The organism is Streptomyces sp. NPDC093094, from assembly GCF_044754345.1.
In the GTDB taxonomy this organism is placed as follows: domain Bacteria; phylum Actinomycetota; class Actinomycetes; order Streptomycetales; family Streptomycetaceae; genus Streptomyces.
This window is the reverse complement of the sequence record NZ_JBIVOX010000018.1, coordinates 80,401-106,986: the sequence shown is the minus strand read 5'-3', so window position 1 is coordinate 106,986 and position 26,586 is coordinate 80,401. Positions and strand designations below refer to the sequence as shown.

The following is a 26,586-nucleotide window of genomic DNA, read 5'->3' as shown; positions in this document are numbered from 1 at the left end:
CGATCGGTTCCCCGGACGGTCTCAGGCCATCAGCGGCAGCAGCCCGCTCAGGTCCGCTCGTTCCCCGCTCGCGCTCACCAGGGCGGCCTCCCGGGCGTCGGACCAGGTCAGTCGGCCTGTGGCCAGGCGGATCCAGGTCAGGGGGTCGGTCTCGACGACGTTCGGCGGGGTGCCGCGGGTGTGGCGGGGACCCTCCACGCACTGCACCACGGCGTAGGGCGGGATCCGTACCTCGGTCGCCCCGCCGGGCGCCTTCGCGGCGAGCGCGTCGGCCAGCAGACGGGTGGTCGCGGCCAGGGCCTGCTTGTCGTACGGGATGTCCGGGCCGGGCACGGCGGCGTTGAGGTCGTCGGTGTGGACGACGAGTTCGAGCGCGCGGGTGACCAGGAAGTCGGTGAGGGTCATGCCGCCGGCCCGGATGTCGACCACACGGCTGCCGTCGGCGTCGGCGAGCCGCCGGGTGAGGTCCTCCTCGGTGCGGGCGCAGAGCGCGTCGAGGTCGGGGGTGGCGGCGGCCAGCTGCCGGGTGCCGTCGGCGACGGCCTCGGCGAACGGGGCGGTCACGGACGGGTAGTCGAGCAGCGCGATGCCGGCCTTCGGCGGCTCGGGCCGCTCCAGGGCCCGGCCGACGGCGGCGACCGTCAGGGTGAGGTGCGCGACCAGGTCCCGTACGGTCCAGCCGTCCAGCCGGGTGGGCAGCTCGAGTTGATCCGGGCTCAGGGCGCCGACCGCCTGACGCACATGCCCGAACTGGGCGGACACGGCGGCACGGATCTTGACGGGGTCGTAGCTGCGGGTGCGCTTCTTGGCCGGCATGGGGCGAGCCTATGCCGGGCCGGGGACACGAAGGGCCCCGCCCGTGAGGAAACGGGCGGGGCCTTCGGTGCCGTACCGGCGCGGCCTACTTCAGCAGCGCCGGGATGGTGTTCTCGTGCGCCTCGCGCAGCTCGGCCAGGGGGAGGGTGAACTCGCCCTGGACGTCGACCGAGTCGCCGTCGACGACACCGATGCGGGTGACGGGCAGACCCCGGGCGCCGCACATGTCGTTGAAGCGGACCTCCTCCGAGCGGGGGACGGCCACGACCGCGCGGCCGGCCGACTCGGAGAAGAGGAAGGTGAACGCGTCCAGGCCGTCGGGGACGACCAGACGGGCACCCTTGCCGCCGAGCAGCGCCGACTCCACGACCGCCTGGACCAGGCCGCCGTCGGAGAGGTCGTGCGCGGAGTCGATCATGCCGTCGCGGGAGGCCGAGATCAGGATCTCGCCGAGCAGCCGCTCGCGCTCCAGGTCCACCTTCGGGGGCAGTCCGCCGAGGTGGTCGTGGACGACCTGGGACCAGGCCGAGCCGCCGAACTCCTCGCGGGTGTCGCCGAGCAGGTAGAGGAGGTGGCCCTCCTCCTGGAAGGCGACCGGGGTGCGGCGGGCCACGTCGTCGATCACGCCGAGGACGGCGACGACCGGCGTCGGGTGGATGGCGGCCTCGCCCGTCTGGTTGTAGAGCGAGACGTTGCCGCCGGTCACCGGGGTGCCGAGCTGGAGGCAGGCGTCCGCCAGACCGCGCACGGCCTCCGCGAACTGCCACATGACCGCCGGGTCCTCGGGCGAGCCGAAGTTGAGGCAGTCCGACACGGCGAGGGGCTTGGCGCCCGTCGTCGCCACGTTGCGGTACGCCTCCGCCAGGGCCAGCTGCGCGCCCGTGTACGGGTCGAGCTTGGCGTAGCGGCCGTTGCCGTCCGTGGCGATGGCGACGCCGAGGCCGGTCTCCTCGTCGATGCGGATCATGCCGGAGTCCTCGGGCTGGGCGAGGACGGTGTTGCCCTGCACGAAGTGGTCGTACTGGGACGTGATCCACTTCTTGGACGCCTGGTTGGGGGACGCGACCAGCTTCAGGACCTGGTCCTTCAGCTCCTCGCTCGTCGCCGGGCGGGGCAGCTTGTTCGCGTCGTCCGCCTGGAGCTCGTCCTGCCAGGAGGGGCGGGCGTAGGGGCGCTCGTAGACGGGGCCGTCGTGGGCGACCGTGCGCGGGTCGACGTCGACGATCTTGCCGCCGTGCCAGAAGATCTCCAGGCGGTCGCCGTCGGTGACCTCACCGATGACGGTGGCGATGACGTCCCACTTCTCGCAGATCGCGAGGAAGCGGTCGACCTTCTCCGGCTCGACGACCGCGCACATGCGTTCCTGCGACTCGCTCATGAGGATCTCCTCGGGCGAGAGCGTGGAGTCGCGCAGGGGTACGTCGTCCAGGGTGACGCGCATGCCGCCGGAGCCGTTGGACGCCAGCTCGCTGGTCGCGCAGGACAGACCCGCGGCGCCCAGGTCCTGGATGCCGACGACGAGCTTCTCGGCGAACGCCTCCAGGGTGCACTCGATGAGGAGCTTCTCCTGGAAGGGGTCGCCGACCTGGACGGCCGGGCGCTTCGACGGCTTGGCGTCGTCGAAGGTCTCGGAGGCCAGGATGGAGGCGCCGCCGATGCCGTCGCCGCCGGTGCGGGCCCCGTAGAGGATGACCTTGTTGCCGGCGCCGGACGCCTTGGCGAGGTGGATGTCCTCGTGCCGCATCACGCCGATGGCACCGGCGTTGACCAGCGGGTTGCCCTGGTAGCAGGCGTCGAAGACGACCTCGCCGCCGATGTTGGGCAGGCCCAGGCAGTTGCCGTAGCCGCCGATGCCGGCGACGACGCCGGGCAGGACGCGCTTGGTGTCGGGGTGGTCGGCCGCGCCGAAACGCAGCGGGTCCACGACCGCGACCGGGCGGGCGCCCATGGCGATGATGTCGCGCACGATGCCGCCGACGCCGGTGGCCGCGCCCTGGTAGGGCTCGACGTACGACGGGTGGTTGTGCGACTCGACCTTGAAGGTGACCGCGTAGCCCTGGCCGACGTCGACGACACCGGCGTTCTCGCCGATGCCGACGAGCATCGCCTCGGACTCGGGGGCCTTCTCGCCGAACTGGCGGAGGTGGACCTTGGAGGACTTGTACGAGCAGTGCTCGGACCACATGACCGAGTACATGGCGAGCTCGGCGCCGGTGGGCCGGCGGCCGAGGATCTCGACCACGCGCTCGTACTCGTCCTTCTTCAGACCGAGTTCGGCCCAGGGCAGCTCGACGTCGGGGGTCGCGGCCGCGTTCTCGACCGTGTCCAGAGGCGTGCGGCTCATGCGGTGACCAGCTTCTTGAGGATCGAGGTGAAGAAGGGGAGGCCGTCGGTGCGGCCGGTGCCGATCAGCGGCTCCACGGCGTGCTCCGGGTGCGGCATCAGACCCACCACGTTGCCGGCCTCGTTGGTGATGCCGGCGATGTCGTTGAGCGAGCCGTTCGGGTTGAAGTCGACGTACCGGAACGCGACCCGGCCCTCGGCCTCCAGCTTGTCCAGCGTGTACCGGTCGGCGACGTAGCGGCCGTCCATGTTCTTCAGCGGGATGTGGATCTCCTGCCCCGCCTCGTAGTCGCTGGTCCAGGCCGTGTCCGCGTTCTCCACCCGCAGCTTCTGGTCGCGGCAGATGAAGTGCAGGTGGTCGTTGCCGAGCATGCCGCCGGGCAGCAGGTGGGCCTCGGTGAGGACCTGGAAGCCGTTGCAGATGCCGAGGACCGGCAGACCGGCCTTCGCCTGCTCGATCACCGTCTCCATCACCGGCGAGAACCGGGAGATGGCCCCGGCCCGCAGATAGTCGCCGTAGGAGAATCCGCCGGGCAGCACCACGGCGTCGACCTGCTTGAGGTCCTTGTCCTTGTGCCACAGGGCGACCGGTTCGGCGCCCGCGAGGCGGATCGCGCGCTGGGTGTCCCGGTCGTCGAGACTTCCGGGAAAAGTGACGACGCCGATACGAGCGGTCACTTCGCGGCCTCCGCGACTTCCTCGACCTTGACGGTGAAGTCCTCGATCACGGTGTTGGCGAGGAAGGATTCCGCAAGATCGTGGATGCGGGCGAGCGCGGCCTCGTCGACCGGCCCGTCAACTTCCAGTTCGAATCGCTTTCCCTGACGGACGTCCGAGATGCCTTCGAAACCCAGCCGCGGCAGTGCGCGCTGCACCGCCTGGCCCTGGGGGTCGAGGATCTCCGGCTTGAGCATGACGTCGACTACGACGCGTGCCACTGGCACTCCCGGTGTGTGGTGCTGAGCAGGTTCCTTCAGACTACCCGCACAAAATTTCTACGCGAGTAGAGTCGTAGGAACCTACGTGACCGCCATCACGATCAGGTATCGAAGGGCCGTGTTCGGGAAAAGTTCCGGGAAAGATCGCCGTTCCGTCCGCGATACCTATTGCGCACGGACACGCGGAGAGATTTAGTCGGGCTTCACTTTGCATTGCCGGGCACTGTACAAATGAATTGGCAATAGCCGACACTCGGCACGTCGCCGCAGCTGGAAGTCTGCATCGGCGGCCGTACGAAGGGACCGATATTCGTGGCGCAGAAGGTCGTGGTCACGCTCTTCGACGACATCGACGGCTCGGAAGCGGCGGAAACGATCGCCTTCGGACTCGACGGCAAGTCGTACGAGATCGACCTGAATGAATCCAATGCCGAGAAACTGCGTAAGGCGCTCGCGCCGTACGTGGAGGCCGGCCGCAAGCGGTCGAAGTCGGGCCGGGCCTTCCGGCAGACGGAGGTCGCGCCCGACCCGGCGGCGGTACGCGCCTGGGCCCAGGCGAACAAGATGGACGTGCCCGCGCGCGGCCGCATCCCCAAGAAGGTCTACGAGGCGTTCGCCGAAGCGCAGTGAGCCGGGTGACCGGCCGGTGCGGGGCCGGGTCCGGCACCGCACCGCCGGCCCCGCCCGGGGCCGGGCGGGCACCCCGCGGGGGAACGGACTTGCACAGCACCCCCGCTGATCAGCTAGAGTCTGGAGCACGCCAGCGAGGCGGGGCCGAAAAGCCCAGCTCGCAGGGGCATGCGGGTGTAGTTCAGTAGTAGAACATCCCCCTTCCAGGGGGAAGGCGCAGTGTGCAATTCCTGTCACCCGCTCTGCATCGCCGTCACGACCACTCCGGTGGATCGGGTAGGCTGGTGCTCGCGCCGATCGGTGAGAGCCGGTCGGAGGCAATGCGGACGTAGCTCAGTTGGTAGAGCGCAACCTTGCCAAGGTTGAGGTCGCGAGTTCGAGCCTCGTCGTCCGCTCGGGAGAAAAGCCCCGGTCCTCAGGGACCGGGGCTTTTTCGTGTTCTCCGGGTTCGCGTCCTTCCGGCTCACGTCCTTCCGCTTCGTACCCCTCGGGTTCACGTCCTTTCGTTCGTGTCCTTCCGGGTCTGACATTTGTCATGGGGACCGGTGACAGCGCGCACTGCCGTCACCGGCCGGGCGCCGGGATGCTGAATCCATGAACACGACAGAGCACGTGATCGAGGTCACCGACCTGCGGCGTGTGTACGGGGGCGGGTTCGAAGCGGTCCGCGGCATCACGTTCCACGTGGCACGCGGGGAGATCTTCGCCCTGCTGGGCACGAACGGGGCGGGCAAGACGTCCACCGTCGAACTGCTGGAGGGACTGGCCGGACCCAGCGGAGGCCGGGTGCGTGTCCTCGGCCACGACCCCCACACCGAGCGGGCCGCCGTACGGCCGCGGACGGGCGTCATGCTCCAGGAGGGCGGGTTCCCCTCGGAGCTGACCGTCGCCGAGACCGCCCGTATGTGGGCCGGCTGCGTCAGCGGGGCCCGGCCGCCGGCCGAGGTGCTGGAGCGGGTCGGGCTCTCCCGCCGGACGGGCGTACGGGTCAAGCAGCTGTCGGGCGGGGAGCGCAGACGCCTCGACCTGGCACTGGCGCTGCTGGGCGATCCGGAGGTGCTGTTCCTCGACGAGCCGACGACCGGGCTGGACGCGGAGGGGCGCCAGGACACCTGGGAGCTGGTCCGGGAACTGCGGGACGCCGGTACGACCGTGCTGCTGACCACGCACTACCTGGAGGAGGCCGCGGATCTCGCCGACCGGCTGGCGATCCTGCACCACGGGCGGATCGCGGCCACGGGGACACCCGCCGAGGTGACCGAGGCGCAGCCCTCCCACATCTCCTTCCGGCTGCCCGAGGGGTACTTCCTCGGCGATCTGCCGCCGCTCGGCGAGCTGGGGGTGAGCGGGCACAGCGTGGACGGCGGCGTCGTCCGGCTGCGCACCCGTGAGCTCCAGCGGGCGGCGACCCGGCTGCTGGTGTGGGCCGAGGGGGCGGGGGTCGAGCTGCACGGGCTGGACGTGCGGGCGGCCTCGCTGGAGGAGGCGTTCCTGGGGATCGCCCGGGAGGCGGAGCGGACCCGGTCCGCGGACGGCCGTGAGGAGGTCGCGGTATGAGCACGACGGTGGAGCGGACCACGGGGGACCGGGCGGGGGAACCGGCCGGGGGGCGGGCCGGGAAGCGGGCCGCCACGAGCACGGCGGCCCGTCGGATCACGGCGCTGGGACGGGCCGAGCTGACGCTGTTCGGGCGCAGCAGGGGCATGCTCGTGGGGGCGCTCGTCGTGCCGCTGGTGCTGCCGTTCAGCGCGCGGACGGTCGTCGAGGACATGGACCTCGCGGAGAACGGGCTCAGCGTGGGGCTGGTGCTGCTGCCCGGAGCCATCGGGTTCTCGCTGCTGTTCGCCGTGTACTCGGCGCTCGTCAGCGTCTTCGTGGGACGGCGCGAGGAACTCGTGCTGAAGCGGCTGCGCACCGGGGAACTGACGGACCCGGAGATCCTGGCCGGGACGTCGCTGCCGGCGGTCGTCACGGGGCTGGTCCAGTCGCTGGTGCTGGTCGCGGGCTGCACGGCGCTGCTCGACGTGCCGGCGCCGGAGGCGGCCCCGCTCGCCGTACTGGGGCTGCTGCTGGGGCTGGTGCTGTGCGCGGCGCTGGCCGCGGTCACCGCGGGTTTCACCCGGACGGTGGAGAGCGCGCAGGCCACGGCGCTGCCGCTGGTGATGGTGTCGATGATCGGCTCGGGGGTCATGATCCCGCTGGAGCTGGCGCCCGACCGGGTGGCCTCGGTGTTCGAGCTGCTGCCGCTGAGCCCGGTGATCACGCTGGTGCGCGGCGGCTGGACCGGACAGCTGTCCGGCTACGAGGCCCTGGGCGCCTGTGCGACCGCGCTGGCCTGGACCGTGATCGCGGTGTTTGCTGTACGGCGGTGGTTCCGCTGGGAGCCGCGGCGATGAGCGGACGGGGGACGGGCGTATGCGCGGGGCGGGGGACAGGCGTATGCGCGGGGCGGGGGGCTGGTGGCGGCGCAAGAGCACACCGGCGAAGGTCGAGACGTACACGCGCTGGTCGTTCCACTTCTTCAGCGTGATCGAGGTTCTCTCGATCGGCCTGCCGGCCTTCGCCCAGGCGGAGACCGGGCTCGCGGTCTGGCTGATGCTGGCGGTGTGCGGACATGCGGGTGTCTCCGTGGTGACCGCGTCACGGGCGCTGGACTGGACCCGTGGACAGCGGGAACAGCCGGTACGGCTGCTGTGGGTGTGCGCCTGCGTGACCGCGGCGGTCGCCGTGGCCGCTGTCGTGCTCGCCGAGCACGGGCCCGACGGGGCGGACACGGAGGCCGCGGCGGGAGCGGTCTTCGGAGGCGTCCTCGTCTTCGGGGCGGGCACGCTCGCGCTCGGCGTCCGGGACCGCCGGCGGGTGCTCGCGATCGTGGGCGGCTTCGCCGCGGGGGCCGGCGCGGTCGCCTGGCCGCTGGGGATGCCCGGCCCGGCGGCGGCGGCGATCGCGCTGGTGGTGCTGCTCGGCAGCGCGTTCCTCGCCTTCACCTCGGTCTTCTCCGTCTGGCTGCTGAAAGCCGTCTACGAGCTCGACGCCGCCCGCGAGACCCGGGCGCGGCTCGCGGTCGCCGAGGAGCGGCTGCGGTTCGGGCGGGATCTGCACGACGTCCTGGGGCGCAATCTCGCGGTGATCGCCCTCAAGAGCGAACTGGCCGTGCAACTGGCGCGGCGCGAGCGGCCCGAGGCCGTGGAGCAGATGGTCGAGGTGCAGCGGATCGCGCAGGAGTCGCAGCGCGAGGTGCGCGATGTCGTACGGGGCTACCGGGAGGCCGACCTCGGGGCCGAACTGGCGGGGGCCAGAGGTGTGCTGACGGCGGCCGGCATCGACTGCGAGGTGACCGGGGAGACCGACGGGCTGCCCGGCGAGGTGCAGTCGGCGCTCGGCTGGGTGGTGCGGGAGGCGACGACCAATGTGCTGCGGCACGGCGACGCCGGACGGTGTGCGGTGGGACTGCGGATGACCGAGGGGCATGTGGTGCTGACGGTGGAGAACGACGGCGTGGCCGGACCCGCTCCGGAACGGGACGGATCGGGGCAGGCCGGACCCGCTCCGGGCCGGGGCGGATCGGGGCTGGCCGGACTGCGCGAACGGCTGGCCGCGGTGGACGGGACGCTGGAGGCGGGACCGGCCGGGAAGAACGAGTTCCGGGTGGTGGCCAGGGTGCCGCTGGCCCGTTCCGGGGCGAGCGGGGTCACGGCGTGACCGCTCCGCTGCGTCTGCTGCTCGCCGACGACGAGCACCTCATCCGGGGCGCCCTGGCCGCGCTGCTGGCCCTGGAGGACGACCTCCAGGTCGTCGCGGAGGCCGCCACCGGGCCCGAGGCGCTGGCGATGGCACTGGCGCACACACCCGACGTCGCCGTGCTGGACCTCCAGATGCCGGGTGCTGACGGTGTGAAGGTCGCCACATCGCTGCTGGCCGAACTGCCCGGCTGCAAGGTGCTGATCGTGACCAGCCACGGGCGGCCCGGGCATCTGAAACGGGCGCTCGCGGCGGGTGTGCGGGGGTTCGTGCCCAAGACCGTCAGCGCCCGGCGGCTCGCCGAGATCATCCGCACGGTGCACGCCGGAAACCGCTACGTCGACCCCGAGTTGGCGGCCGACGCGATCGCCTCCGGGGACTCCCCGCTGACGGCGCGGGAGGCGGAGGTGCTGGAGCTCGCGGCCGACGGGGCACCCGTCGCGGAGATCGCCGAGCGGGCCGCGCTGTCCCAGGGGACCGTCCGCAACTACCTCTCCTCGGCCGTCACGAAACTCGGTGCGGAGAACCGGCATACGGCAGTGCGTCTCGCACGGGAGCGAGGTTGGGTATAGTGGCTCTCGCGCCACGGCGCATGCGGACGTAGCTCAGTTGGTAGAGCGCAACCTTGCCAAGGTTGAGGTCGCGAGTTCGAGCCTCGTCGTCCGCTCCAGAAAAACCCCCGGTCATCGGCCGGGGGTTTCTTCGTGTCCGGGGCCGCACATGGCCGGTCCGGCGTGCGGCGGCCCCCGGTGTCCCGGGGGCCGCTCACCTCACGCCCAGCTCACGCCCGTCAGACGCTCGTACGCCTCGATGTACTTGGCGCGGGTCGCCTCCACGACCTGCTCCGGCAGCGGCGGCGGGGGCTGCTCGCTCCTGCGGTCCCAGCCGGACTCCGCCGACGTCAGCCAGTCGCGCACGAACTGCTTGTCGTACGACGGCTGCGCGCGGCCCGGCTGCCAGCGGTCGGCCGGCCAGAAGCGGGAGGAGTCGGGGGTGAGGACCTCGTCGGCGAGGACGAGGGTCTCGCCCTCGAAGCCGAACTCGAACTTGGTGTCCGCGAGGATGATCCCGCGGTCGCGGGCGATGTCGCGGGCGCGGGCGTAGACGTCGAGGGTCGTCCGGCGCAGCAGGGCGGCGGTGTCGGCGCCGACCTGGCGGGCGACCTCCTCGTAGGAGACGTTCTCGTCGTGCTCGCCGACGGCGGCCTTGGTGGCCGGGGTGAAGATCGGGGCGGGCAGCTCGGAGCCGTCGGACAGGCCCTCGGGCAGGGCGAGGCCGCAGACCGTGCGGGACGCGTCGTACTCGACGAGTCCGGAGCCGGTGAGGTAGCCGCGGGCCACGCACTCCACCGGGACCATCTGGAGCGACTTGCAGATCAGGGTGCGTCCCGCCCAGTCGGCGGGGGCGCCCTCGGGCAGTTCGGTGCTGATCACATGGTGGGGGGCGATGTCCCGCAGCTGGTCGAACCACCACAGCGACAGCTGGGTGAGGACACGGCCCTTGTCGGGGATCTCGGTGGGCAGCACCCAGTCGTAGGCGGACATGCGGTCGCTGGCGACCATCACGAGGTCGCCCGCCTCGTTCCGGTACAGGTCGCGCACCTTGCCGGTGTGCAGATGCACCAGGCCCGGGACCTGCATCGGCTCGGGCTTCTCGACGAATCCGGACACGGTTCCTCCCCGTGGTTCTGTCCAAGTGGCTCGATTCTCCCGTATCGGGGAGGCGGGCACGGACACAGGGTCCGCCGTCGGGGCGGATCACGGGCGGCGGGGTCAGTCACGTTTGCAGATGCGGTCCAGAAGATTGGCGGTGGCCCGCTGGACACGGGGGTCGACGTGCCCCGGGCGGTCCAGGGCCGGCGACCAGGCGAACGTTCCGGACGCGAAGACCCACGCCCCGGAGGGCGCCCGGTACAGGGACGTCTCCTGGTGGCGGCGGACGCCGTCGGCGTCGGTGTACGGGGAGTGGGCGAGCAGGACCCGCTCCTCGTGCCGGGGCAGCGGGATGCGCGGGAAGTAGCGGTCGGCCTCGCCCGCCACCAGGCCCTCGATCTCGTCGCCCTCGTGCGCGCCGGTCGCCTCCCACAGCCAGTGAGAGGCGTTGCGGACGATCAGCGGGTGCGGTTCGGGGACCCGGCCCGCGTACTGGATGCCCGCCACCTGCTGCTCGGGACGGCCGAGCTCCCGCCACAGCACCGGCCTGCCCGGCCCCCTGCGCTTGCGGCAGGTCAGCAGCCGGTCGGGCACGCCCGACGGGGAAGGCCCCAACTCCACCTGCCAGTACATGGTGTTGGCGGACAGCAGGACCAGGGAGGTGCCGCTGTCGCGGGCCCCCTCCACGGCGCGGCGCATCGGGATTGACCAGTACTCGTCGTGGCCGGGGAAGACCAGGCCCCGGTAGCGGGTGGGGTCGACGCGGCCGGAGTGCAGGTCGCGGGCGTCGGCGTAGGCGAGGTCGTAGCCGTAGCGCTCGGCCCAGCGGATGAAGTCGTAGGCGTGGCCCACGTGCAGGGGCAGGCCCGCACCGGCGTAGGGGCGGTCGAAGGACACGGTCGTGGCCGCGTCGGCCTCGCCGAGCAGCCGGCCCTGCTCGTCCCAGGCGTGGTAGAGACTCGCGCCGGTGCGGCCGTCCTCCGGGTAGAGGTTGTACGCCTGCCAGGTGATGTCGGGCAGGAGCAGCAGCAGGTCCGCCGGACGGTCGTCGCGGACGGTGAAGGGGATGTGCGAGCGGTAGCCGTCGGCGGTGGTCAGCACGGCGACGTACGCGCCGCTGCTCCAGTACGACGGGACCTGGAGGCGCCAGGACAGCCACCAGTGGTGGCAGGAGACCGTGCGGTCGGCGGTCAGCGGAGGGGGCTGGACGATGCCGGACAGACGGGGGCTGGTGGTGATCTTGGCCGCGCCGTCGCCCCCGTAGTGGCCTATGCGGTAGACGTCGACACCGAACTCCTGCGGCGGGTCGACGGTGATGTGGAAGTCGAGGGCCTCGCCGGGGGCGACCGCGCCGGTGGAGACGAATCCCTTGATCTGGCGGTGTACGTCGTCGGCGGAGCGGGGTGATCCGGCCGGGCCCGGTGCGCCGCGCGGGACGGGGACCCCGGTGGCGCCCTCGCCGGGAACCGGGTCCACGTACCAGGGGACGACCTGGCCGGTGTCGTCGAAGTAGGTCTCGCTGCCGCGCAGCCAGGGGACGGGGCCCTGGCCGAAGGGGTCCGTCACCGCGTGGGCGAGCGCGCCCGACTCCCAGCGGCGGATGTGCTCCGGTCCCATGGTGGCTCCCCTCCCTCGGGCCCCGCGTGTCGGTCCGCCGTGCGGCGTTCGGGGTGTCGTCCGGCGGACTGGTCGGTCTGTGGTGCGGGTACGGGTGAGTTGCTGCGGGCGCACGCGGCTGTCCTATGTCGTGTGCTCTTGCCATGTGCGCGACCGGTCCCAGCACATCACATTGCGCATGGATCCCGTCACTGTTCGTCTTCGATTGACCGAAAGTGGAAGTATCTGCTCCGGTCCTGGTGCGCCGGGTCAGACGAGCCGGACCGGCTTCTCCGGGCGTATCCCCACCCGGACCAGCCAGCCGCGCAGGGGGGCGGGGTCGCCGTCCTCCAGGAGGGTGAGGACCTTCGGGGCCAGATCGGCGGTGCGCTCGCCGTCGACCAGGAGCGAGGGGCCGTCCAGCCAGTCCAGGCCGGGCGTCGCGCCCGCGGTGTCCATGGCGGCGCAGCAGACCATCGCGGTGATGTGGTCGGCCAGGAGCTCCCTGGGGGTGCGCGGAGGCTGGAGCGGGAAGAGAGGCAGGTCGTCGTCCCAGAGGGCGTTGCGGGCGCCGGTCCCGGCCGCGGGACGGGCCTCTCGCTCCTCACGGGCCAGCTCGGCGGACAGGCCCTCGGCCAGGGCTCCGCAGCGGGGGTCGGGCTCCGGGTCCTCGATGCCGAGGCCGGCGCGGGAGCCTGTGCCGTCGGAGAGGCCGCCTGTGCGGGCGCCGGTGGCCGTGCGGATGTCCGCGTCGGCGGCCGTGCGGAGGCCGGCGTCGTCCTTGCGCGAAGGCTTCTCGTCGCCGGCGGTGGCTCCGGGAGGGGGCGGGGCCGTCAGATGGTCCAGGACTCTGGCCAGGGTCGGGCCCCCGGCGTGGGGGCCGCCGCGGCGGACGCCGAGCGTGTCCAGGACACGGTGGAGGCGGGCGGCGTCGGTGCGCCACTTGCGGTCGACGACCTCCTCCGGGTACTCCTGCCACTCCACCGGGGACCAGTCGGGCCCCGCCTCGGCAGGACCCCCGTGGAAGAGACGGGCGGCCAGCAGCGAGGCGGCCTCGTCGACCGCGCCGGGCTCCTCCAGCAGATCGCAGGCGGGGCGCTCGCCCAGCCGGGACGCGAAACCCTCGGCCAGCCGGTCGCGGCGGGACAGCTCGGTGAGGGCGGACACCACGCCCGCGTCCAGGCGCGCGGGCCAGCGGCCCATGCGCCAGGCGGGCAGCGCCACCCGGGTCAGCAGCCGGTCCCAGCCCGCGTAGGCGAGACCCACCTGTTCCTGGGCGACGATCCGCAGGCCGTAGTCCACGGCCTGTGCACGCTCGGCCGCGGCGGCGGCCACCCCCCGCTCCATCTCCACCGCGTGCTGCCGGCAGCCCCGCAGCAGCAGCCGGGCCACCCGGCCGATCCCTCTCCGCAGCAGGCGGGGCAGGGGCCCGCGCGCCGGTGCCGAGGAGACGGCCAGGGCGGCGTCCAGGCCCCGGACGAAACGCCGGGCGGCCGCTATGTCGGGGTGCGCCGACGGTCCCGTACCGGCGACGACCGGGGCGAGGACCGCGCGCAGCTCTCCCACCCGCATCCACCACAGGAACGGCGAGCCGATCACCAGGACGGGCGCCTCGGGCGGACGGCGGGAGACCCGGCGTGCGTCCGCCGTCCCGTCACGGCCGGCCGAGGCGGGCGGACCGTGCGCCGGATGGGTGCGGTCCTCCAGCCAGCTGTCGCAGTCGGGGGTGAGCGCTATCGCCGAGGGCGCCGGGACGTCGAGGCGGTCGGCCAGATCGCGCACCAGCCGGTACAGGTCCGGGGCCGCCGTCTCGGCGATCGGGACGGTCGGGCTGAGGGCGGGGCGGGCCCGGGCGACGACCAGGGCCACGGCACCGGCCGCGAGCAGCACCACGGCGGCGAGCACCGAGACCGCCCAGCGGGCGGTGTCCCAGCCGGGGCCCACGAAATGGTCCGTGGCACCACCGGCCAGCAGGATCACCGCGGCCGCCGCCGGCAGCAGGGCGACGGCCAGCGCACGGCCGCGCACCCGCAGCACGGCCAGCGCCCGTGCCCGAGCGGCCTGCGCACCTGCCTCCACACCCATGCCCGTCACGACCGGACCACACCCCCTCGCTGCTGTCCTGGGGCTTTCCTGGTGTTGCTCACTCCCCCACTGTGGCACCCGCCACCGACATCGCAATGCCGGTGGGCCAAGTGCCGGAACGCTTGCGCCGCACCATAGTTGGGCCTCGGGCCCCCGTCAGCCGGATGGAGGATCGGTCACTCGATGGAATGCCTCTGGGGAGAGGTGGGGGACACAGGGCAAGGATCAGGCCCCGGATCCAGAGACGGATCCGGGGCCTGAAGGGTTCATCGGTGCCGCGGCGGAGCACCGGGCGGATGCCGGACGCGTTACGCGCCCGCGGCCTTCGCCGCGATGTCCGTGCGGTGCTGGGAGCCGTCGAGGCCGATGCGCGCGACGGCCCGGTAGGCACGGTCGCGGGCCTCGGTCAGGTCCCCGCCGGTCGCCGTGACGGACAGGACACGGCCGCCGGCGCTGACGACGGCGTCGCCCTCGTGCCGGGTGCCGGCGTGCAGCACGTAGGCGTGCGGGGCGTCCTGGGCGGCGACCTCGTCCAGACCGGTGATGGGGTCGCCGGTGCGCGGGGTGCCGGGGTAGTTGTGCGAGGCGACGACGACCGTGACGGCCGCGTCGTCGCTCCAGCGCAGGGGCTCCAGGTCGTCGAGGGTGCCGTTCGCGGCGGCCAGCAGGACACCGGCGAGCGGCGTCCTCAGGCGGGCCAGCACGACCTGCGTCTCGGGGTCGCCGAAACGGGCGTTGAACTCGATGACCCGGACACCGCGGCTCGTGATCGCCAGACCGGCGTAGAGCAGGCCGGAGAAGGGGGTGCCGCGGCGGCGCAGCTCGTCGACGGTGGGCTGCAGGACGGTCTCCAGGACCTCCGCGACCAGCTTCGGGTCGGCCCAGGGCAGCGGGGAGTAGGCGCCCATGCCGCCGGTGTTCGGGCCCTCGTCGCCGTCGAGCGCGCGCTTGAAGTCCTGCGCGGGCTGGAGCGGGACGACCGTCTCGCCGTCGGTGATCGCGAAGAGGGAGACCTCCGGGCCGTCGAGGAACTCCTCGATGACGACCCGCTCGCACGCGGCGGCGTGCTCCCTGGCGGCCTGCAGATCGGAGGTGACGACGACGCCCTTGCCGGCGGCGAGGCCGTCGTCCTTGACGACGTAGGGGGCACCGAAGGCGTCGAGGGCCTCCTCGGCCTCCTCGGCGGTGGTGCAGACGTACGAGCGGGCCGTCGGGACGCCCGCCGCCGCCATGACGTCCTTGGCGAATGCCTTGGAGCCCTCCAGCTGCGCGGCCTCCCCGGAGGGGCCGAAGACCGGGATGCCCGCCTCGCGCACGGCGTCGGCGACACCGGCGACCAGAGGCGCCTCCGGGCCGACGACGACCAGCTCGGCGCCGAGCTCTGCGGCCAGCGCGGCCACGGCGGCGCCGTCCAGGGCGTCGACCCGGTGCAGCTCGGCGACCTCGGCGATGCCGGCGTTGCCGGGGGCGCAGTGCAGCGCCGTGACGGCGGGGTCGAGGGACAGGGAGCGGCACAGGGCGTGTTCGCGGGCGCCGCTGCCGATGACGAGGACCTTCACGGGGTCAGCCTAACCGGACGGCGGGTGGTGCCTTTGTGCGGGCTTCCGAAGGAGTGGCGGCGGGCGTGTTGTGGGTTCCTACCAGAGCCGGGCCGGAAACGGGTCCGGTCCCGGTCCGGGGCAGGTCCCGGTCCGGGGCCGGGGAGCGCCGGCCGGGGCTCGGGCCCGGTCCGGGGCCGGGGAGTGCCGACCAGGGCTCAGGCCCGATCCGGGGCCGGGGAGCGCCGACCGGGGCCTGGGAGCGCCGACCGGGGCTCAGGCCCGGTCCGGGGCCGGGGAGCGCCGACCAGGGCTCAGGCCCGGTCCGGGGCCGGGGAGCGCCGACCAGGGCAGGTCCCAGTCCGGGGCCGGGGCAGGGCCGGGGCCGGGGCAGGGCCGGGGCAGGGCCGGGGCAGGGCCCAGTCCGGAGCCGGACCCAGTCCGGGGCCGGACCCGGTCCGGGGCCGATGCCGGTCCGGGGCCGGGGAGCGCCGACCGGGGCTCGGGACCCGGGCTACTCGTTGGTGAACTCCTCCATCACCGTGGCACCCAGTTCGCGCACGAGGAGTTCCTTGCCGGAGAGGGCCGACTCGTCGAGGTCGGGGTCGTCGTCCTCGGGGATGTCGTCCTCGGGGGCGACCGGCACGGGTTCCGGGGCGGCGGGCCGCCCGGCGGGTGCCGGAGCCGGTGCGGGCCGTGCCGCCGGGGCGGAGGCGGCCTGGGGCGCGGCGGCGGCCTGGACGGCGGTGGCTCCGCCGTGGCCGGAGGGGGCCGCCGGGGAGCCGTGGCCGCCGGAGGGCCGGCCGGCCGGGGGCTGGGTGCCGTAGCCACCGCCGCCGAAGCCGGCGGGGCCGGACGGGGCGGGTGCGGACCCGCCGGAGGGGTCGATGACCGCCTCGATCTTCCAGTGGACGCTGAACTGCTCGGCCAGCGCCTGGCGCAGCACGTCCTCGCTGCCGCTGCCCGCGAAGTTGTCGCGGGCTCCGGCGCTGGCGAAGCCGATCTGGAGAGTGGTGCCGTCGAAGCCCGTGACCTGCGCGTTCTGGCTCAGCAGGATCCAGGTGAAACGGCGGCGGTTCTTGACGGCCTCCAGGATGTTCGGCCACAGCGAGCGCGGGTCGAGACCGCCGGGCACCGGGGCCGGGGGCATGCCCGCGGCAGGGGCCGGGGAGGCGGCGGGCGCGGTGGCCCGGGGTGCGGAGGCGACGGGTGCGGGTGCGGGTGCCGCAGCGGGCCGGGGGCCGCCGCCGGGGGCCGCCGCGGTGGGCCAGCCGCCGGGGCGCCGGCCTCCGCCGGCGGAGGCGGCCGCGGGCCAGGCGCCGGGAGCCGGGGGCGCCGCGGGGCCGGGCGCCGCCTGGGCCGCGGCGCCGTGCTCGGCGGCGGGAGCCGGAGCGGGCTCGGCCTGCGGGGGTGCCGCGACGGCGGGGGCCGGGGGCGCCGCAGAGGCAGGAGGAGCCACGGGGGGCGTGGGCGCCGGGGCAGGTGCGGGGGCGCCCGCGCCGCCGCGGACCGCCGCGCGGGCCGCCGCCGCTCCGCCGCCCGGCGGGACGGGCTCGGCGTACGGGGCGGCATGGGCGTCGGGTCCGGGGACGTACCCCAGGGCGGGCATGCCCGCCGCCGCCGCGCCGGCGGAGAAGCCGACGCCGCGCTCCAGGCGGTCCAGGCGGGCCATGACGGACCGCTCGTCGCCGTAGGCGGTGGGCAGCATCACCCGCGCGCAGATCAGTTCCAGCTGGAGTCGCGGGGAGGTGGCGCCGCGCATCTCGGTCAGGCCCTCGTTGACCAGGTCGGCGGCGCGGCTCAGCTCGGCCGCGCCGAAGGTGCCGGCCTGGGCGAGCATGCGCTCGACGGCATCCGCCGGAGCGTCGATGAGGCCCTTCTCGGCGGCGTCGGGGACGGCGGCGAGGATGACCAGGTCACGCAGCCGCTCCAGCAGGTCGGCCACGAAGCGGCGGGGGTCGTTGCCCCCTTCGATCACCCGGTCGACGACCTCGAAGGCGGCCGCCCCGTCCCCGGTGGCGAACGCCTCGACGACGGAGTCGAGGAGAGAGCCCTCGGTGTAGCCGAGCAGGGACGTGGCCATGGCGTACGTCACGCCCTGCTCGCCCGCGCCGGCGAGGAGCTGGTCCATGACGGACATGGAGTCACGCACCGAGCCGGCGCCGGACCGCACGACGAGCGGGAGCACGCCCTCCTCGACGGGGATGTCCTCCTTGCCGCACACCTCGCCCAGGTAGTCCCGCAGGGTGCCCGGCGGGACGAGCCGGAAGGGGTAGTGATGGGTCCGCGACCGGATGGTGCCGATGACCTTCTCGGGCTCGGTCGTGGCGAAGATGAACTTCAGATGCTCCGGGGGCTCCTCGACGACCTTGAGCAGGGCGTTGAAGCCGGCCGACGTGACCATGTGGGCCTCGTCGATGATGTAGATCTTGTACCGGCTGCGGGCGGGCCCGAAGAACGCCTTCTCGCGCAGGTCACGGGCGTCGTCCACACCACCGTGGGACGCGGCGTCGATCTCGATGACGTCGATGGACCCCGGGCCGTTCCTCGCGAGGTCGCGGCAGGAGTCGCACTCCCCGCACGGTGTGGGGGTGGGACCCTGCTCACAGTTGAGGCAGCGGGCGAGGATCCGCGCACTGGTCGTCTTGCCGCAGCCGCGCGGACCGCTGAACAGGTACGCGTGATTGACCCGGTTGTTACGCAGCGCCTGCTGCAACGGGTCGGTTACGTGTTCCTGCCCGATGACCTCGGCGAACGACTCCGGGCGATAGCGGCGGTACAGCGCGAGAGACGACACGCGTACGAGGTTATAGGCGCCCACTGACAAAGCGGACCGCCCGCAGGACCCGGGAACGCAAGCGCCCCCCACGCACCCGCCAGAGCCGACCTACCCTTGCTGCCTTCCGGCCCTGGGGGAGTTCAGTCAGATAGCGCCGCGTGAGGGGCTGCGCCCACAGTACCCGATGCCGACCGGCGGGCAGTACCCGGTGCCGACCGGCGGGAACGGGTTCGCGAGCACACCTCTCGGTCATGTAATGTTCCCACCGGAGGATTCGCCTAGAGGCCTAGGGCGCACGCTTGGAAAGCGTGTTGGGGGCAACCCCTCACGAGTTCGAATCTCGTATCCTCCGCCAGTGCCTCACCGGGCACGATGTCGAAGGGCCCCACCGTTCGCGGTGGGGCCCTTCGTCGTTGTCCGTCTCACTTTCCGTCTCAGTTCGTCTTCGGCAGCTCCCAGAGCGCGTCGCCCACTTGCTGGGCCACCTTCCGCAGCAGCGTCCCAGTCACGTGCATGTACCGGGCGCGCATACGGGCCGCTCCCCCGGGCTCCCAGCCCATGATCGCGTCGACCACGACGTCCGGGACGCCGAGGATCAGGAGAACGGTCGCGGCGGTGTGGCGAGCGTCATGGAGACGGCCGTCCCGTACACCCGCGTCCCGCAGCAGTCGCTTCCAGATGTGGAAGTCGGTGTTCGGGCTGAGGGGGCCGCCGGTCGGTGAGGCGAAGACGTACCCCTTGCCCTCCCAGTCGGCACCAGCCGCCATCCGCTCCTTCTTCTGCTCCTCCTGGTGCTGACGGAGAAGCTTGATCAGCGGATCGGGCAGACCGATCGTGCGGCGACCGGCGCGTGACTTGGTCGACTTGTGCTCGCGGCGGGTCTGCTGCTTCTTCGGGCAGTAGCCGGCCTTCCGGCCGCACGGGTCGTCTCCGCAGCCGTGGGCGTACTTGGGCCGAAGCCGGTTCTTACGGATGCGGACGTATCCCGCGTCGAGGTCGACATCTTCCCAGTGGAGCCCGAGCGCCTCGCCCTGGCGGAGTCCGAGCGCCAGGGCGACGACCCACCGGGCACTGTTGCGGAGCTTGGCAGCCTCCACGAGCAGGCTCTGAACCTCCTCGATCGTGTACGGCTCGATGTCCTCCTCTTCGAGCCGCGGAGCCTTGGCGATCTCCGCCGGGTTGGTGACGACGTGCCCGCGCCGCTTGGCCTCACCGAGGGCGACCCGGATCGTGCGGTGGACGTGATGGGCCGTGCCGGCGGAGCTCCCGGCCTCCTGCATCCTCCGGTAGAAGCGCTCCAGGTGTTCGGGCTCCAGCTTGTCGAGCTTGTGAGCACCCAGGCCGGGAACCAGGTGAACGCGTACGTCGACCTCGTAGCCGTCGTACGTGTTCTCGGAGACGTACGGCTTGGCGATGTTCTCGACCCAGTGCTCAAGCCAGGCTTGGAGCGTCCAGCTCTGGCCCGGTTTCCTGAGCTTCTTGTCGTCCCGCGCCCGTTCCATCTCCCGGACGGCCTTGGTCACCTCGGCCTTCGTCTTGCGCTCGATGTGGCGGCGGTCGGGCTTGCCGTCATCACGGACTCCCACCGTCACCCGACCGTGCCATTTGCCGTCCTTGCCGAGGTAGATCGTCGAAGCCCCGTTGGGCTGCCGGGTGCGCTTCTGCTCTGCCATGACGTCCCTCTCAGGCCGCGTGGGCCGGTCGGTGGCGCAGCTTGGCCACGTAGGCGGATAAAGCGTCGACGGGCACTCGGCGGAGCCTCCCGACCGTGACGGACTCGATCTCTCCGGCCAGGACGAGCCGGAAGCACGTCGTACGGCCGATGCGGAGTCGGCGGGCAGCTTCCTCCACCGTCAGGAGGACCAAGGACGAGTCGGGGGTCTCGGGGGCGGCGACGCGGGGCTCAGCCACGGGTTGGTTCTCCTTCCGTTCCGGGGGCGGGGTCGAGGGTTGTGGCAAGCCAGGTCTCGGCAGCGCTGAGGCCCGTACCGGCGAAGACCCAGTGGGCGAGGACGAGCGTGGGTTCGCCGCTCTGCGGGACGGGCGGAGCCGTCTGGGCGCGGCGCCAGTCGGCGCGGGCGGTGCGGAGGGCGCCGAGGGTGGTGGAGTAGCGGCGGGACTTGGTGGAGAAGTGGCCGCGGAAGCCGAGCATGTGGGCCCAGGCCCGTAAGCGGAGGTGTTCGAGGTCCTTGCGGGCGCCGAGGGTCCAGGCCGTGCGGATCATGCGGCGTGCGTGTTCGGTGATCCGGGCCTGGGCCAGCTCTGCGAGGAAGCGGATCGGCCGGTCGAGGGTTCCGGTCGCCGTCTCGGCGCCCTTGGTGGCGTACTTGGCGATGTACGCCGCTACGGCCCGCTCGGTCAGCTCCTGGCCGCCGTCGAAGTTGGCGGAGCGGATCGGGCGGACGTCGAGCTGACGGCCGAACGCGAAGGTGGGTGCCCGGCCGTCGATCTCCGGGCCATCGATGCGGGCGGCGATCGCGGCTGCTCGGATCGCGTCGGTGAGCAGCTCGGCCGTGGCCCAGGCCGGGGGCGTGGTGTCTCCGCCTTCCGGGCCGTCGAGGCGGATGACCGCGTGAAAGTGGACGGCGCCGCGTTTCTGGTACTCGGCGACCTTGGCGAAGGAGACGCGGGCGTGGTTGCGGAAGGTGCGTTGGGTGAGGCCGGCGCGCTTGGCGATCTCCCGGCGGAGGTAGATGGAGAAGCGCCGCCAGAGCATGCCCGCGTGGGCGTTCCAGAGGACGGCCGTTTCGTAGTCGTAGGTGTCGGGGTCGAGTGGTGTGCCGAGGGCGGTGTCGTCCTGGTCGTGGTGAGTGCCGCAGCGGCAGGGGCGGCCGTCGGTGCGGCGGTTGTGAACCGGGCCGAAGCCGGGGGCGGTGAAGGTGGCGAAGACGCGGGGGTGGGTGGAGACCCGGTCGGGGGTGCCCTTGCCGCCACGGAGTCCGGCGGTGATCAGGTGGTAGGTGTCGCGACGGTAGGTCTCGGCGCACGCGGGGCATCGGGTCGCGCGGCGGTTGTTGCAGCGGACCAGCAGGTGACCGGCGGGGAGGGCCGTCGAGTCGAGGCGGTGGACCACGTTGCCGATCTCGCCGGTCGTGGTGTTGACGGCGTACTCGGTGCGGTGGCCGTCGAGGCGGACGGGGTGGGTGCAGCCGCCGAGGCCCGCGAGTTGTCGGGCAAGGGCGGGCATGGTGCCGAGGGCGGCGAGGGTGCTCAGCTCCGCCAGCGGGGGCGGGGTCGAGTGCGTGAGGATGGGAGTCCCTTTCGGCTGTTTCGGTGGTTGGGAGGAACGGCTCCGGGGCGGCGGATGCTTGGCGGCGTGTTGCCGCCCCGGCGGCCGGTCAGCGCCTGTTGGCACCCGTGACGAGGGAGCGCAGGACCACGGCGGCGATGGCGACGGACACGGCCGTGACGGCGACGGCCGCCAGGAGCGCGGTGAGGACGATCCCGAAGACGGCCACGGCGGCGACCACGCCCAGGTAGGGGGTCAACGGGCGGGCGGCGAGGCGCACGGGTGCCTGGTGCTGCGCGGTGATGACGGTGGGCGGGTGTGGAGCTTCGGGGAGCTGCGGGCGGAACAGCACGGCGGATCTCCTTGTCATTTGTCGGTTCCGTTGACGACCCCGACCCCAGTGCGGGTGCCGGACTCGATCGCGGGGGCGAGGACGGTGTGCGAGAGCCAGAAGCCGAACAGCGCGATCACGACGGCGGCCCAGAGACGGACACCGAGGAACTTGATCGCAGCCCAGGCGATGACGCCCAGGACGAAGACGAGCGGGAGCGAGACGGTCACCGGTTCTCCTCAGCGGACGCGGCAGCGGTGGGTACGGGCGGCGAGTTCGGCGGCGGTGCGGCTGTCGTAGTCGGCGGAGAAGCCGCAGCGCGGAGCCGTGCAGACGGCGGCGTGCTTCTCGCGGCCCCGGCCGTCGTAGTACGTGCCGACCTGGACGGGACCGATGCGCACGAGGCGGCGGAAGCGGGGGCTGGCGGGCATCAGGGCAGCTCCTGGGAGTCGGGGTCGTTCGTGCCGGTGAAGTCGGCGACGTGGTCGAGCAGCCACTGTTTGATCTCGTCACCCTCGTACTCGTCGGCGGTGAGGATCACGGGTTCGGCGATGAGCATTGCTTCGGTGAGGCGGTTCTGGCGGGTCAGCTCGGCGGCGCGGTTGAGTGCGCGGAGCGTGGACGGGCGCATGTGCGGAAGGACTCCTGAGTTCAGATGAGTTGGGCGGCGATCACTTCGGCGAGCGGCAGCGGAACACCGAGCCGGGCGCGAAGGGTCGGGGTGTCGATGGGGGTTCCGGTCCGGGCGTGGTGGTCGTCGGCGACCTTGCGGGCATGCGCGACGAGGGCGGGCGGGACGGGGGTGACGGGCGGCGGGGGCGGTTCGGGGGCCGCTTCAACGGCGGGCGGTTCGGGCACGGGCACCGGGGCCGCCGCGGGCTCTTCTGCCGAGCCGTGGGCGAGGAGCGTGCCGCCGAGGAAGGCGACCGCGGGCCATCCGGCGACGAGGATGCGCAGCAAGGCCGGTACGGCGTCGAGGTCGAGCAGCCCGGCCGTGGCGACGTTGGCGCCGAGGGACGCGGCCAGCGCGACGAGGAACCAGCACCACCCGGACGCTTTCGGCCCACCGGCGCGCAGCCGCCGCCAGGCCGCCACCAACAGCAGGTCGACGGAGACCGGGTAGGCCCACGCCTTCCATCCGTCCTGTCCCGCAGCAGCGGCCAGGTCGTGAAGGTGGGCGAAGGACAGCGCGGCGGCGATCAGGGCTTGGACGAGTACGGCGTCCACGCGGACGGGCAGCCGCATCACGGCCTCTCGACCCGATCCGTCTCACCGTCCGGCAGGGCGGCGGCGTAGGTCTCCAGGGCCCTGACGTAGTCGGCACACGCCGCGGACAGCTCACGGGCGAACGCCAGGTGCTCGTCGAGGGGCACTCGGTCGAAGACCGACACGCTCAAGGAGTGGCCCTCACCGTCGAGGGTGAGGATCGGGGTTCGGACCGTGCCGTACTGGTTGAGGCGGACGATCGTGTTGCCGTCCGCATAGAAGGCCATGGAGGCGGTCATGTGCGTTCCTCTCCGGTGCGGGCATGGCGGGGTAGGGACGTGGCGCGGGACGGCCGCGCCGGCCAGGGGTTCGGGGTGGAGCTACTCGGTGACCGAGCGGGGAGCGACAACTGTCTCGGAGGCCGCTACGGGCACGGGCGGGACGTAGCGCCGGAAGGGCGCGAGCGCCGGTACGTCCGGGGCGAGGTGAGCCGATTCGCGGCAGGTGGCCGCAGCGTCGGCGAGCGACAGGTAAGGGGTGCGGATGCGGGACCAGCCGCCGGAGGTATCCCCGGCGACGGCGAGGCCGGGCAGCTCAGGGGCGATCGAGCAGGCCGCGTAGACCGCTTCGGGCGCGATGTCGCCGAGCGCCATCTTGGCGGAGGCTTCGTCGTTGACCCGGTGGCACACGCGGCCGGTCAACTGGGCCCGGAGCATGGTGGCGCCTTTGCCGAGTTCGGCGCCGAAACGCTGACCGCAGACTTCCAGGTAGATGCCGGCCGCGCGGCCGAGCTGGGCGAGGCGGATGAGGTGGGTGACCATCTCGTCGCGGCGTTCCTCGTCCTTGCGGGTGGCGACGAGGAAGAGTTCCGCCACCTCGTCGACGAACAGCACGATGGGAGCGGGGCGCTCGTTCTCGGGCAGGCCCCAGACGTCCGAGGTGATCTCCTCGTCCAGGGTGCCGGGCGCGATGCCCTGCCGGGCCTTGATCAGGTCGTACCGGTCCTCCATCTCCTTGACAAGGACCGGCAGCAACTCGGCCGCTTCGTCGGGGTCGGTCGCCAGCGCGGAGAGCCGCGGGGCGAAGGGCGCCAGTTCAACGCCGCGCTTGCAGTCGATGCCGACGAGGGCGACGGGTTGGGCCGCGAGGCCGGTGATGAGGTGGCGCAGGTACATGGACTTGCCGGACAGCGTGGCGCCGAGGACGAGTTCATGCGGCACGGCGCGGTAGTCGCGGACGAACGCGGTCGCGTCCTCCCGCAGAGCGACGGGCACTCGCAGAAGCCCGCTGTCGACGCGGCGAGGCATGCGCACCTTGCGTAAGACGTCGTAGCCGACGAGCCGCAGTTCGACGACACCGGGCTTGACGTCCCGGACGTAGACGGCGTGAACGCCCCAGGCGTGCCGCAGTCGTTCGGCCGAGGCCGCTACGTCCGCCGATTCCTGGCCAGGGGCGAGGCGCAGCCGTACCCGCAGGCCGGTCGAGTTGGGCCGGATCACTCCGCGACGCGGAGGAACGGGCCGGACCTCCCGCCGGGTGGCGGCCCGGACGGCCAGGGCCCGCCAGCGGGACGGCTCCACGGTCAGTCCGCACGCGTCCATGGTCGACGAGTACGAGGCCAGCAGCCGGGCGACCGAGAGCGGCAGCCCGACCGTGGACCAGTACACCGCGGGGTGGGCGTGTCGGGCGTAGACCGCGCCGCCTGTCGCGGCGAGCGGTGCGCCCAGCTCGGCCAACGTCACCAGGTCGGTCATGCCGATCAGCCCGCCTGAGCCATCTGGAAGGCGCCGGGCATGACGGCCGTGGCCCGGTAGGCGATGCCGTGCCGCTGCTGCCCGTTGAACACGCTCTGCCAGGGGCGGGCGACGAGCCCCGGCAGCGAGACCGGAGCGCCGACGGTCAGGCCGTCCGTCACACCGCTCTCCGGGATGGTGACCTGGATCAGCGACGACTCGCCCTCGTCGATGTAGACGACGCCGATGGTCATCAGTGCCTCGCCGCTCACGGCATCCTTCGCGATCTCGCCGGTCTGCCGGTCGCGCACCTTCGGCGCCGGCGCTTCGGTGAGCAGGATCGTGGCGGTCGAGGCGTCAACGCGGATCACACGCACAGAACTGTCTCCTTCAGAGTTCGATCAACCCATCACCTGACAGGTTGACTTAGCAAGTTGGAAGTTAGAGATGCCAAGTTGACTTGTCAAGTGAGATGGATGCCGAACTGGCCCCAGTCAGGGCCTAGTTCAGACGGTAGTTGTCTTCCAGTTCCTGCCGATCGGCCGGAAGCAGCACGTCAGAGACCTGCAACGCCTGCCCGGAAGCGTCACGCGCGATGACCAGGACACTCAACACGGGCACGCCGTCCGGGAGCTCCAGCAGCCCCGCTTCCGACCGCTCAGGCAGACGGGCGGAGACACGTTCGCTGACATGGTCGAAGCGGACCTTCTTCCGCGACTCCAGATGCGCGCGGGTGCCGCCGGCCAGGGGTTCGGACCTCAGCAGGTCGGTGCCTTCGACCAGGCCGACGGGGAAGTACGACGAGACCAGCTCGAACGGTTCCCCGTCCGCCTCGACCAAGAACCGACGCATGAGGACCTGTGCATGCTTGGGCAGCCCTAGCGCGGAAGCGACGCGCGGCGGAACAGGCACTTGCCCCACTTCGACGAGCCTGCCACCGTCTTGCGACTCGTCCCGCGCGAGCACTTCACTCCCCCGGCGGTCCTTCTGCTCCACGACCGCCGGCCGACCGCGCACGATCGTGCCGTAACCCTGACGCGACTCAAGCCAGCCGTCACGCTTCAGCAGTTCCAGAGCACGGACGACGGTCGGCCGGGACATCCCGAATGCCTGCACCAACTGGTTCTCGCTGGGCACGCGGCTGCCGGGCGCGTACGTACCGTCCTCGATGCGGCCCTGAATGGTCTGCGCGAGGCGTACGTACTTCGGCGCCTCCACTTCATACGCCATGAACGCCGCCGCCCGTCGAGATTAGCCAAGTCAACTGGTCAACCAGACTAGCGCTACGCGCGACTGTTGATCCCATAGAGTGGGGCAATCTTCAGGTGGGCCAGGCGTCTGCGACCACGAAAGAGACGACCGTCCCACCAAAGCGGCTGGGCCCGGAGTGCCATGATTCGGCGATCGAGTCGACGAGTAAGAGCCCCCGTCCATGCGCATCGCCGGCATCGGGCCGCCTGAGCCGCACGTTCGCCGGGAATCCAGGGTTGTGCACTTCGACCCGGAGCGAGGTCCCGTCCCGGAACCACTCCACCCGCACGCGCCAGGGGTCGTCGGCCTGCCCGTACCGAATCGCGTTGGTGACGAGTTCAGAGATCATCAGTACGCAGTCGTCGACCGAGCAGGCCGGGTTGTACGGGGCGATGAACTTCCGGAACCAGCGCCGGGCGCGAGGCACGGACTCCGGAGAGGGGTGCAAGGTCATCGCTCCGAGCCGCGGAGAGTCCTCGCAGGGGTAGCGGTCGAGCATGTAAGCCATCCGACGCTCACTCCTTGCCGCTGCCGTCGCAGTCGAGGCAGCGCCGCTTCGACGTGGCACGGGCGCGGTCGGCAGTGACGGCGAGGGCGAGGCTCGTACGCGATCCCACGCGCTTCCAGCCCCGCCCACGGCATCCCCGGCAAGGTAAGTGCGCGCCTTGATCCGGTCGCTGACTCGTCACGCCGTGCCCCCTTCCAGTAAGTGGCCTTA

27 protein-coding genes, 4 tRNA genes and 1 other RNA gene are annotated in these 26,586 nt (G+C 72.3%); 9 read left to right on the top strand and 23 right to left on the bottom strand.

Translation table 11 applies throughout. The annotated features are described in order from the left end of the window. Nucleotides 1–21: 21 nt before the first annotated feature. From ACIQGV_RS31365 to purS, 4 genes are all read right to left on the bottom strand, one after another. Nucleotides 22–816, bottom strand: coding sequence for a sterol carrier family protein (locus tag ACIQGV_RS31365; protein ID WP_402500424.1), 795 nt, complete (start codon nucleotides 814–816; stop codon nucleotides 22–24). 85 nt (nucleotides 817–901) lie between these two features. Then, nucleotides 902–3,160, bottom strand: coding sequence for a phosphoribosylformylglycinamidine synthase subunit PurL (gene purL, locus ACIQGV_RS31360; RefSeq protein WP_402500422.1), 2,259 nt, complete (start codon nucleotides 3,158–3,160; stop codon nucleotides 902–904). Continuing rightward, nucleotides 3,157–3,837, bottom strand: a complete 681-nt coding sequence (gene purQ / locus ACIQGV_RS31355) for a phosphoribosylformylglycinamidine synthase subunit PurQ (protein WP_402500419.1) — start codon at nucleotides 3,835–3,837, stop codon at nucleotides 3,157–3,159. The genes purL and purQ overlap by 4 nt, the downstream gene beginning before the upstream one ends. After that, nucleotides 3,834–4,097, bottom strand: a complete 264-nt coding sequence (gene purS, locus ACIQGV_RS31350; protein ID WP_015659417.1) for a phosphoribosylformylglycinamidine synthase subunit PurS — start codon at nucleotides 4,095–4,097, stop codon at nucleotides 3,834–3,836. Before purS ends, purQ begins: the two co-directional genes overlap by 4 nt. A gap of 312 nt (nucleotides 4,098–4,409) precedes the next feature. Between purS and ACIQGV_RS31345 the strand changes: the two genes are divergently transcribed. From ACIQGV_RS31345 to ACIQGV_RS31310, 8 genes are all read left to right on the top strand, one after another. Next, on the top strand, nucleotides 4,410–4,727 hold the full coding sequence (locus tag ACIQGV_RS31345) for an Lsr2 family protein (RefSeq protein WP_402500417.1): 318 nt from the start codon (nucleotides 4,410–4,412) through the stop codon (nucleotides 4,725–4,727). A 170-nt stretch (nucleotides 4,728–4,897) separates the two neighbouring features. Then, a tRNA-Gly gene (locus ACIQGV_RS31340) sits at nucleotides 4,898–4,969 on the top strand. An 80-nt stretch (nucleotides 4,970–5,049) separates the two neighbouring features. Next, nucleotides 5,050–5,122: transfer RNA gene (locus tag ACIQGV_RS31335), tRNA-Gly, on the top strand. 199 nt (nucleotides 5,123–5,321) lie between these two features. Then, the gene (locus ACIQGV_RS31330) at nucleotides 5,322–6,284 is read left to right on the top strand and encodes an ABC transporter ATP-binding protein (protein ID WP_402500415.1); all 963 of its coding nucleotides are present in this window, start codon (nucleotides 5,322–5,324) and stop codon (nucleotides 6,282–6,284) included. Beyond that, on the top strand, nucleotides 6,281–7,123 hold the full coding sequence (locus ACIQGV_RS31325; protein ID WP_402500413.1) for an ABC transporter permease: 843 nt from the start codon (nucleotides 6,281–6,283) through the stop codon (nucleotides 7,121–7,123). The genes ACIQGV_RS31330 and ACIQGV_RS31325 overlap by 4 nt, the downstream gene beginning before the upstream one ends. Before the next feature lie 43 nt (nucleotides 7,124–7,166). After that, nucleotides 7,167–8,429 carry a histidine kinase gene (locus ACIQGV_RS31320; RefSeq protein WP_402500410.1) on the top strand — a complete coding sequence of 421 codons (1,263 nt, stop codon included), beginning with the start codon at nucleotides 7,167–7,169 and terminating at the stop codon, nucleotides 8,427–8,429. Beyond that, nucleotides 8,426–9,040 (top strand): response regulator, encoded by a 615-nt coding sequence (locus tag ACIQGV_RS31315; RefSeq protein WP_402500408.1) that lies wholly within the window; start codon nucleotides 8,426–8,428, stop codon nucleotides 9,038–9,040. Before ACIQGV_RS31320 ends, ACIQGV_RS31315 begins: the two co-directional genes overlap by 4 nt. 22 nt (nucleotides 9,041–9,062) lie before the next feature. Beyond that, a tRNA-Gly gene (locus tag ACIQGV_RS31310) sits at nucleotides 9,063–9,138 on the top strand. 100 nt (nucleotides 9,139–9,238) lie between these two features. Here ACIQGV_RS31310 and ACIQGV_RS31305 read toward each other — a convergent pair. The 6 genes from ACIQGV_RS31305 to ffs form a co-directional block, all read right to left on the bottom strand. Further along, nucleotides 9,239–10,138: a phosphoribosylaminoimidazolesuccinocarboxamide synthase gene (locus tag ACIQGV_RS31305; protein WP_402500406.1), complete on the bottom strand. Its 900-nt coding sequence runs from the start codon at nucleotides 10,136–10,138 to the stop codon at nucleotides 9,239–9,241. Nucleotides 10,139–10,240: 102 nt separating this feature from the next. Then, entirely contained in the window at nucleotides 10,241–11,737 is a 1,497-nt protein-coding gene (locus tag ACIQGV_RS31300; RefSeq protein WP_402500404.1) for a N,N-dimethylformamidase beta subunit family domain-containing protein, read from the bottom strand. A 249-nt stretch (nucleotides 11,738–11,986) separates the two neighbouring features. Continuing rightward, nucleotides 11,987–13,801 (bottom strand): hypothetical protein, encoded by a 1,815-nt coding sequence (locus tag ACIQGV_RS31295; RefSeq protein WP_402500520.1) that lies wholly within the window; start codon nucleotides 13,799–13,801, stop codon nucleotides 11,987–11,989. A 308-nt stretch (nucleotides 13,802–14,109) separates the two neighbouring features. Next, nucleotides 14,110–15,360, bottom strand: a complete 1,251-nt coding sequence (purD, locus tag ACIQGV_RS31290) for a phosphoribosylamine--glycine ligase (RefSeq protein WP_402500402.1) — start codon at nucleotides 15,358–15,360, stop codon at nucleotides 14,110–14,112. A 493-nt stretch (nucleotides 15,361–15,853) separates the two neighbouring features. Continuing rightward, nucleotides 15,854–18,136 (bottom strand): DNA polymerase III subunit gamma and tau, encoded by a 2,283-nt coding sequence (locus ACIQGV_RS31285; protein WP_402500400.1) that lies wholly within the window; start codon nucleotides 18,134–18,136, stop codon nucleotides 15,854–15,856. A 54-nt stretch (nucleotides 18,137–18,190) separates the two neighbouring features. Next, an RNA gene (gene ffs, locus ACIQGV_RS31280) (signal recognition particle sRNA small type) lies at nucleotides 18,191–18,289 on the bottom strand. Between the two features lie 96 nt (nucleotides 18,290–18,385). On the opposite strand from ffs, the gene ACIQGV_RS31275 reads away from it, so the two are divergent. After that, nucleotides 18,386–18,473 (top strand) — tRNA-Ser (locus ACIQGV_RS31275). A 79-nt stretch (nucleotides 18,474–18,552) separates the two neighbouring features. On the opposite strand, the gene ACIQGV_RS31270 is transcribed toward ACIQGV_RS31275, so the two are convergent. The 13 genes from ACIQGV_RS31270 to ACIQGV_RS31210 form a co-directional block, all read right to left on the bottom strand. Beyond that, nucleotides 18,553–19,791 (bottom strand): tyrosine-type recombinase/integrase, encoded by a 1,239-nt coding sequence (locus ACIQGV_RS31270; RefSeq protein ID WP_402500398.1) that lies wholly within the window; start codon nucleotides 19,789–19,791, stop codon nucleotides 18,553–18,555. A gap of 10 nt (nucleotides 19,792–19,801) precedes the next feature. Continuing rightward, nucleotides 19,802–20,029 carry an excisionase family DNA-binding protein gene (locus tag ACIQGV_RS31265; protein ID WP_402500396.1) on the bottom strand — a complete coding sequence of 76 codons (228 nt, stop codon included), beginning with the start codon at nucleotides 20,027–20,029 and terminating at the stop codon, nucleotides 19,802–19,804. Further along, a complete protein-coding gene (locus ACIQGV_RS31260; RefSeq protein ID WP_402500394.1) occupies nucleotides 20,022–21,305 on the bottom strand; it encodes a replication initiator in 1,284 nt (427 codons plus the stop codon). The genes ACIQGV_RS31265 and ACIQGV_RS31260 overlap by 8 nt, the downstream gene beginning before the upstream one ends. Before the next feature lie 151 nt (nucleotides 21,306–21,456). Further along, nucleotides 21,457–21,696 (bottom strand): SpdD protein, encoded by a 240-nt coding sequence (locus ACIQGV_RS31255; protein WP_402500518.1) that lies wholly within the window; start codon nucleotides 21,694–21,696, stop codon nucleotides 21,457–21,459. 17 nt (nucleotides 21,697–21,713) lie between these two features. Further along, nucleotides 21,714–21,908: a hypothetical protein gene (locus tag ACIQGV_RS31250; RefSeq protein ID WP_402500391.1), complete on the bottom strand. Its 195-nt coding sequence runs from the start codon at nucleotides 21,906–21,908 to the stop codon at nucleotides 21,714–21,716. Nucleotides 21,909–21,917: 9 nt separating this feature from the next. Further along, on the bottom strand, nucleotides 21,918–22,109 hold the full coding sequence (locus tag ACIQGV_RS31245) for a mobile element transfer protein (RefSeq protein ID WP_402500389.1): 192 nt from the start codon (nucleotides 22,107–22,109) through the stop codon (nucleotides 21,918–21,920). Next, nucleotides 22,109–22,309, bottom strand: coding sequence for a hypothetical protein (locus ACIQGV_RS31240; protein ID WP_402500386.1), 201 nt, complete (start codon nucleotides 22,307–22,309; stop codon nucleotides 22,109–22,111). The genes ACIQGV_RS31245 and ACIQGV_RS31240 overlap by 1 nt, the downstream gene beginning before the upstream one ends. 20 nt (nucleotides 22,310–22,329) lie before the next feature. Then, nucleotides 22,330–22,923: a DUF2637 domain-containing protein gene (locus tag ACIQGV_RS31235; RefSeq protein WP_402500384.1), complete on the bottom strand. Its 594-nt coding sequence runs from the start codon at nucleotides 22,921–22,923 to the stop codon at nucleotides 22,330–22,332. After that, on the bottom strand, nucleotides 22,923–23,183 hold the full coding sequence (locus ACIQGV_RS31230; protein ID WP_402500381.1) for a hypothetical protein: 261 nt from the start codon (nucleotides 23,181–23,183) through the stop codon (nucleotides 22,923–22,925). The genes ACIQGV_RS31235 and ACIQGV_RS31230 overlap by 1 nt, the downstream gene beginning before the upstream one ends. An 81-nt stretch (nucleotides 23,184–23,264) precedes the next feature. Further along, on the bottom strand, nucleotides 23,265–24,638 hold the full coding sequence (locus tag ACIQGV_RS31225; RefSeq protein ID WP_402500379.1) for an FtsK/SpoIIIE domain-containing protein: 1,374 nt from the start codon (nucleotides 24,636–24,638) through the stop codon (nucleotides 23,265–23,267). 5 nt (nucleotides 24,639–24,643) lie between these two features. Continuing rightward, complete coding sequence (locus ACIQGV_RS31220; RefSeq protein WP_402500377.1) at nucleotides 24,644–24,994, bottom strand: hypothetical protein; 351 nt, start codon at nucleotides 24,992–24,994, stop codon at nucleotides 24,644–24,646. A gap of 124 nt (nucleotides 24,995–25,118) precedes the next feature. Next, nucleotides 25,119–25,847, bottom strand: a complete 729-nt coding sequence (locus ACIQGV_RS31215; RefSeq protein ID WP_402500374.1) for a GntR family transcriptional regulator — start codon at nucleotides 25,845–25,847, stop codon at nucleotides 25,119–25,121. 91 nt (nucleotides 25,848–25,938) lie between these two features. Beyond that, complete coding sequence (locus tag ACIQGV_RS31210; protein ID WP_402500371.1) at nucleotides 25,939–26,376, bottom strand: ATP-binding protein; 438 nt, start codon at nucleotides 26,374–26,376, stop codon at nucleotides 25,939–25,941. Nucleotides 26,377–26,586 lie beyond the last annotated feature (210 nt).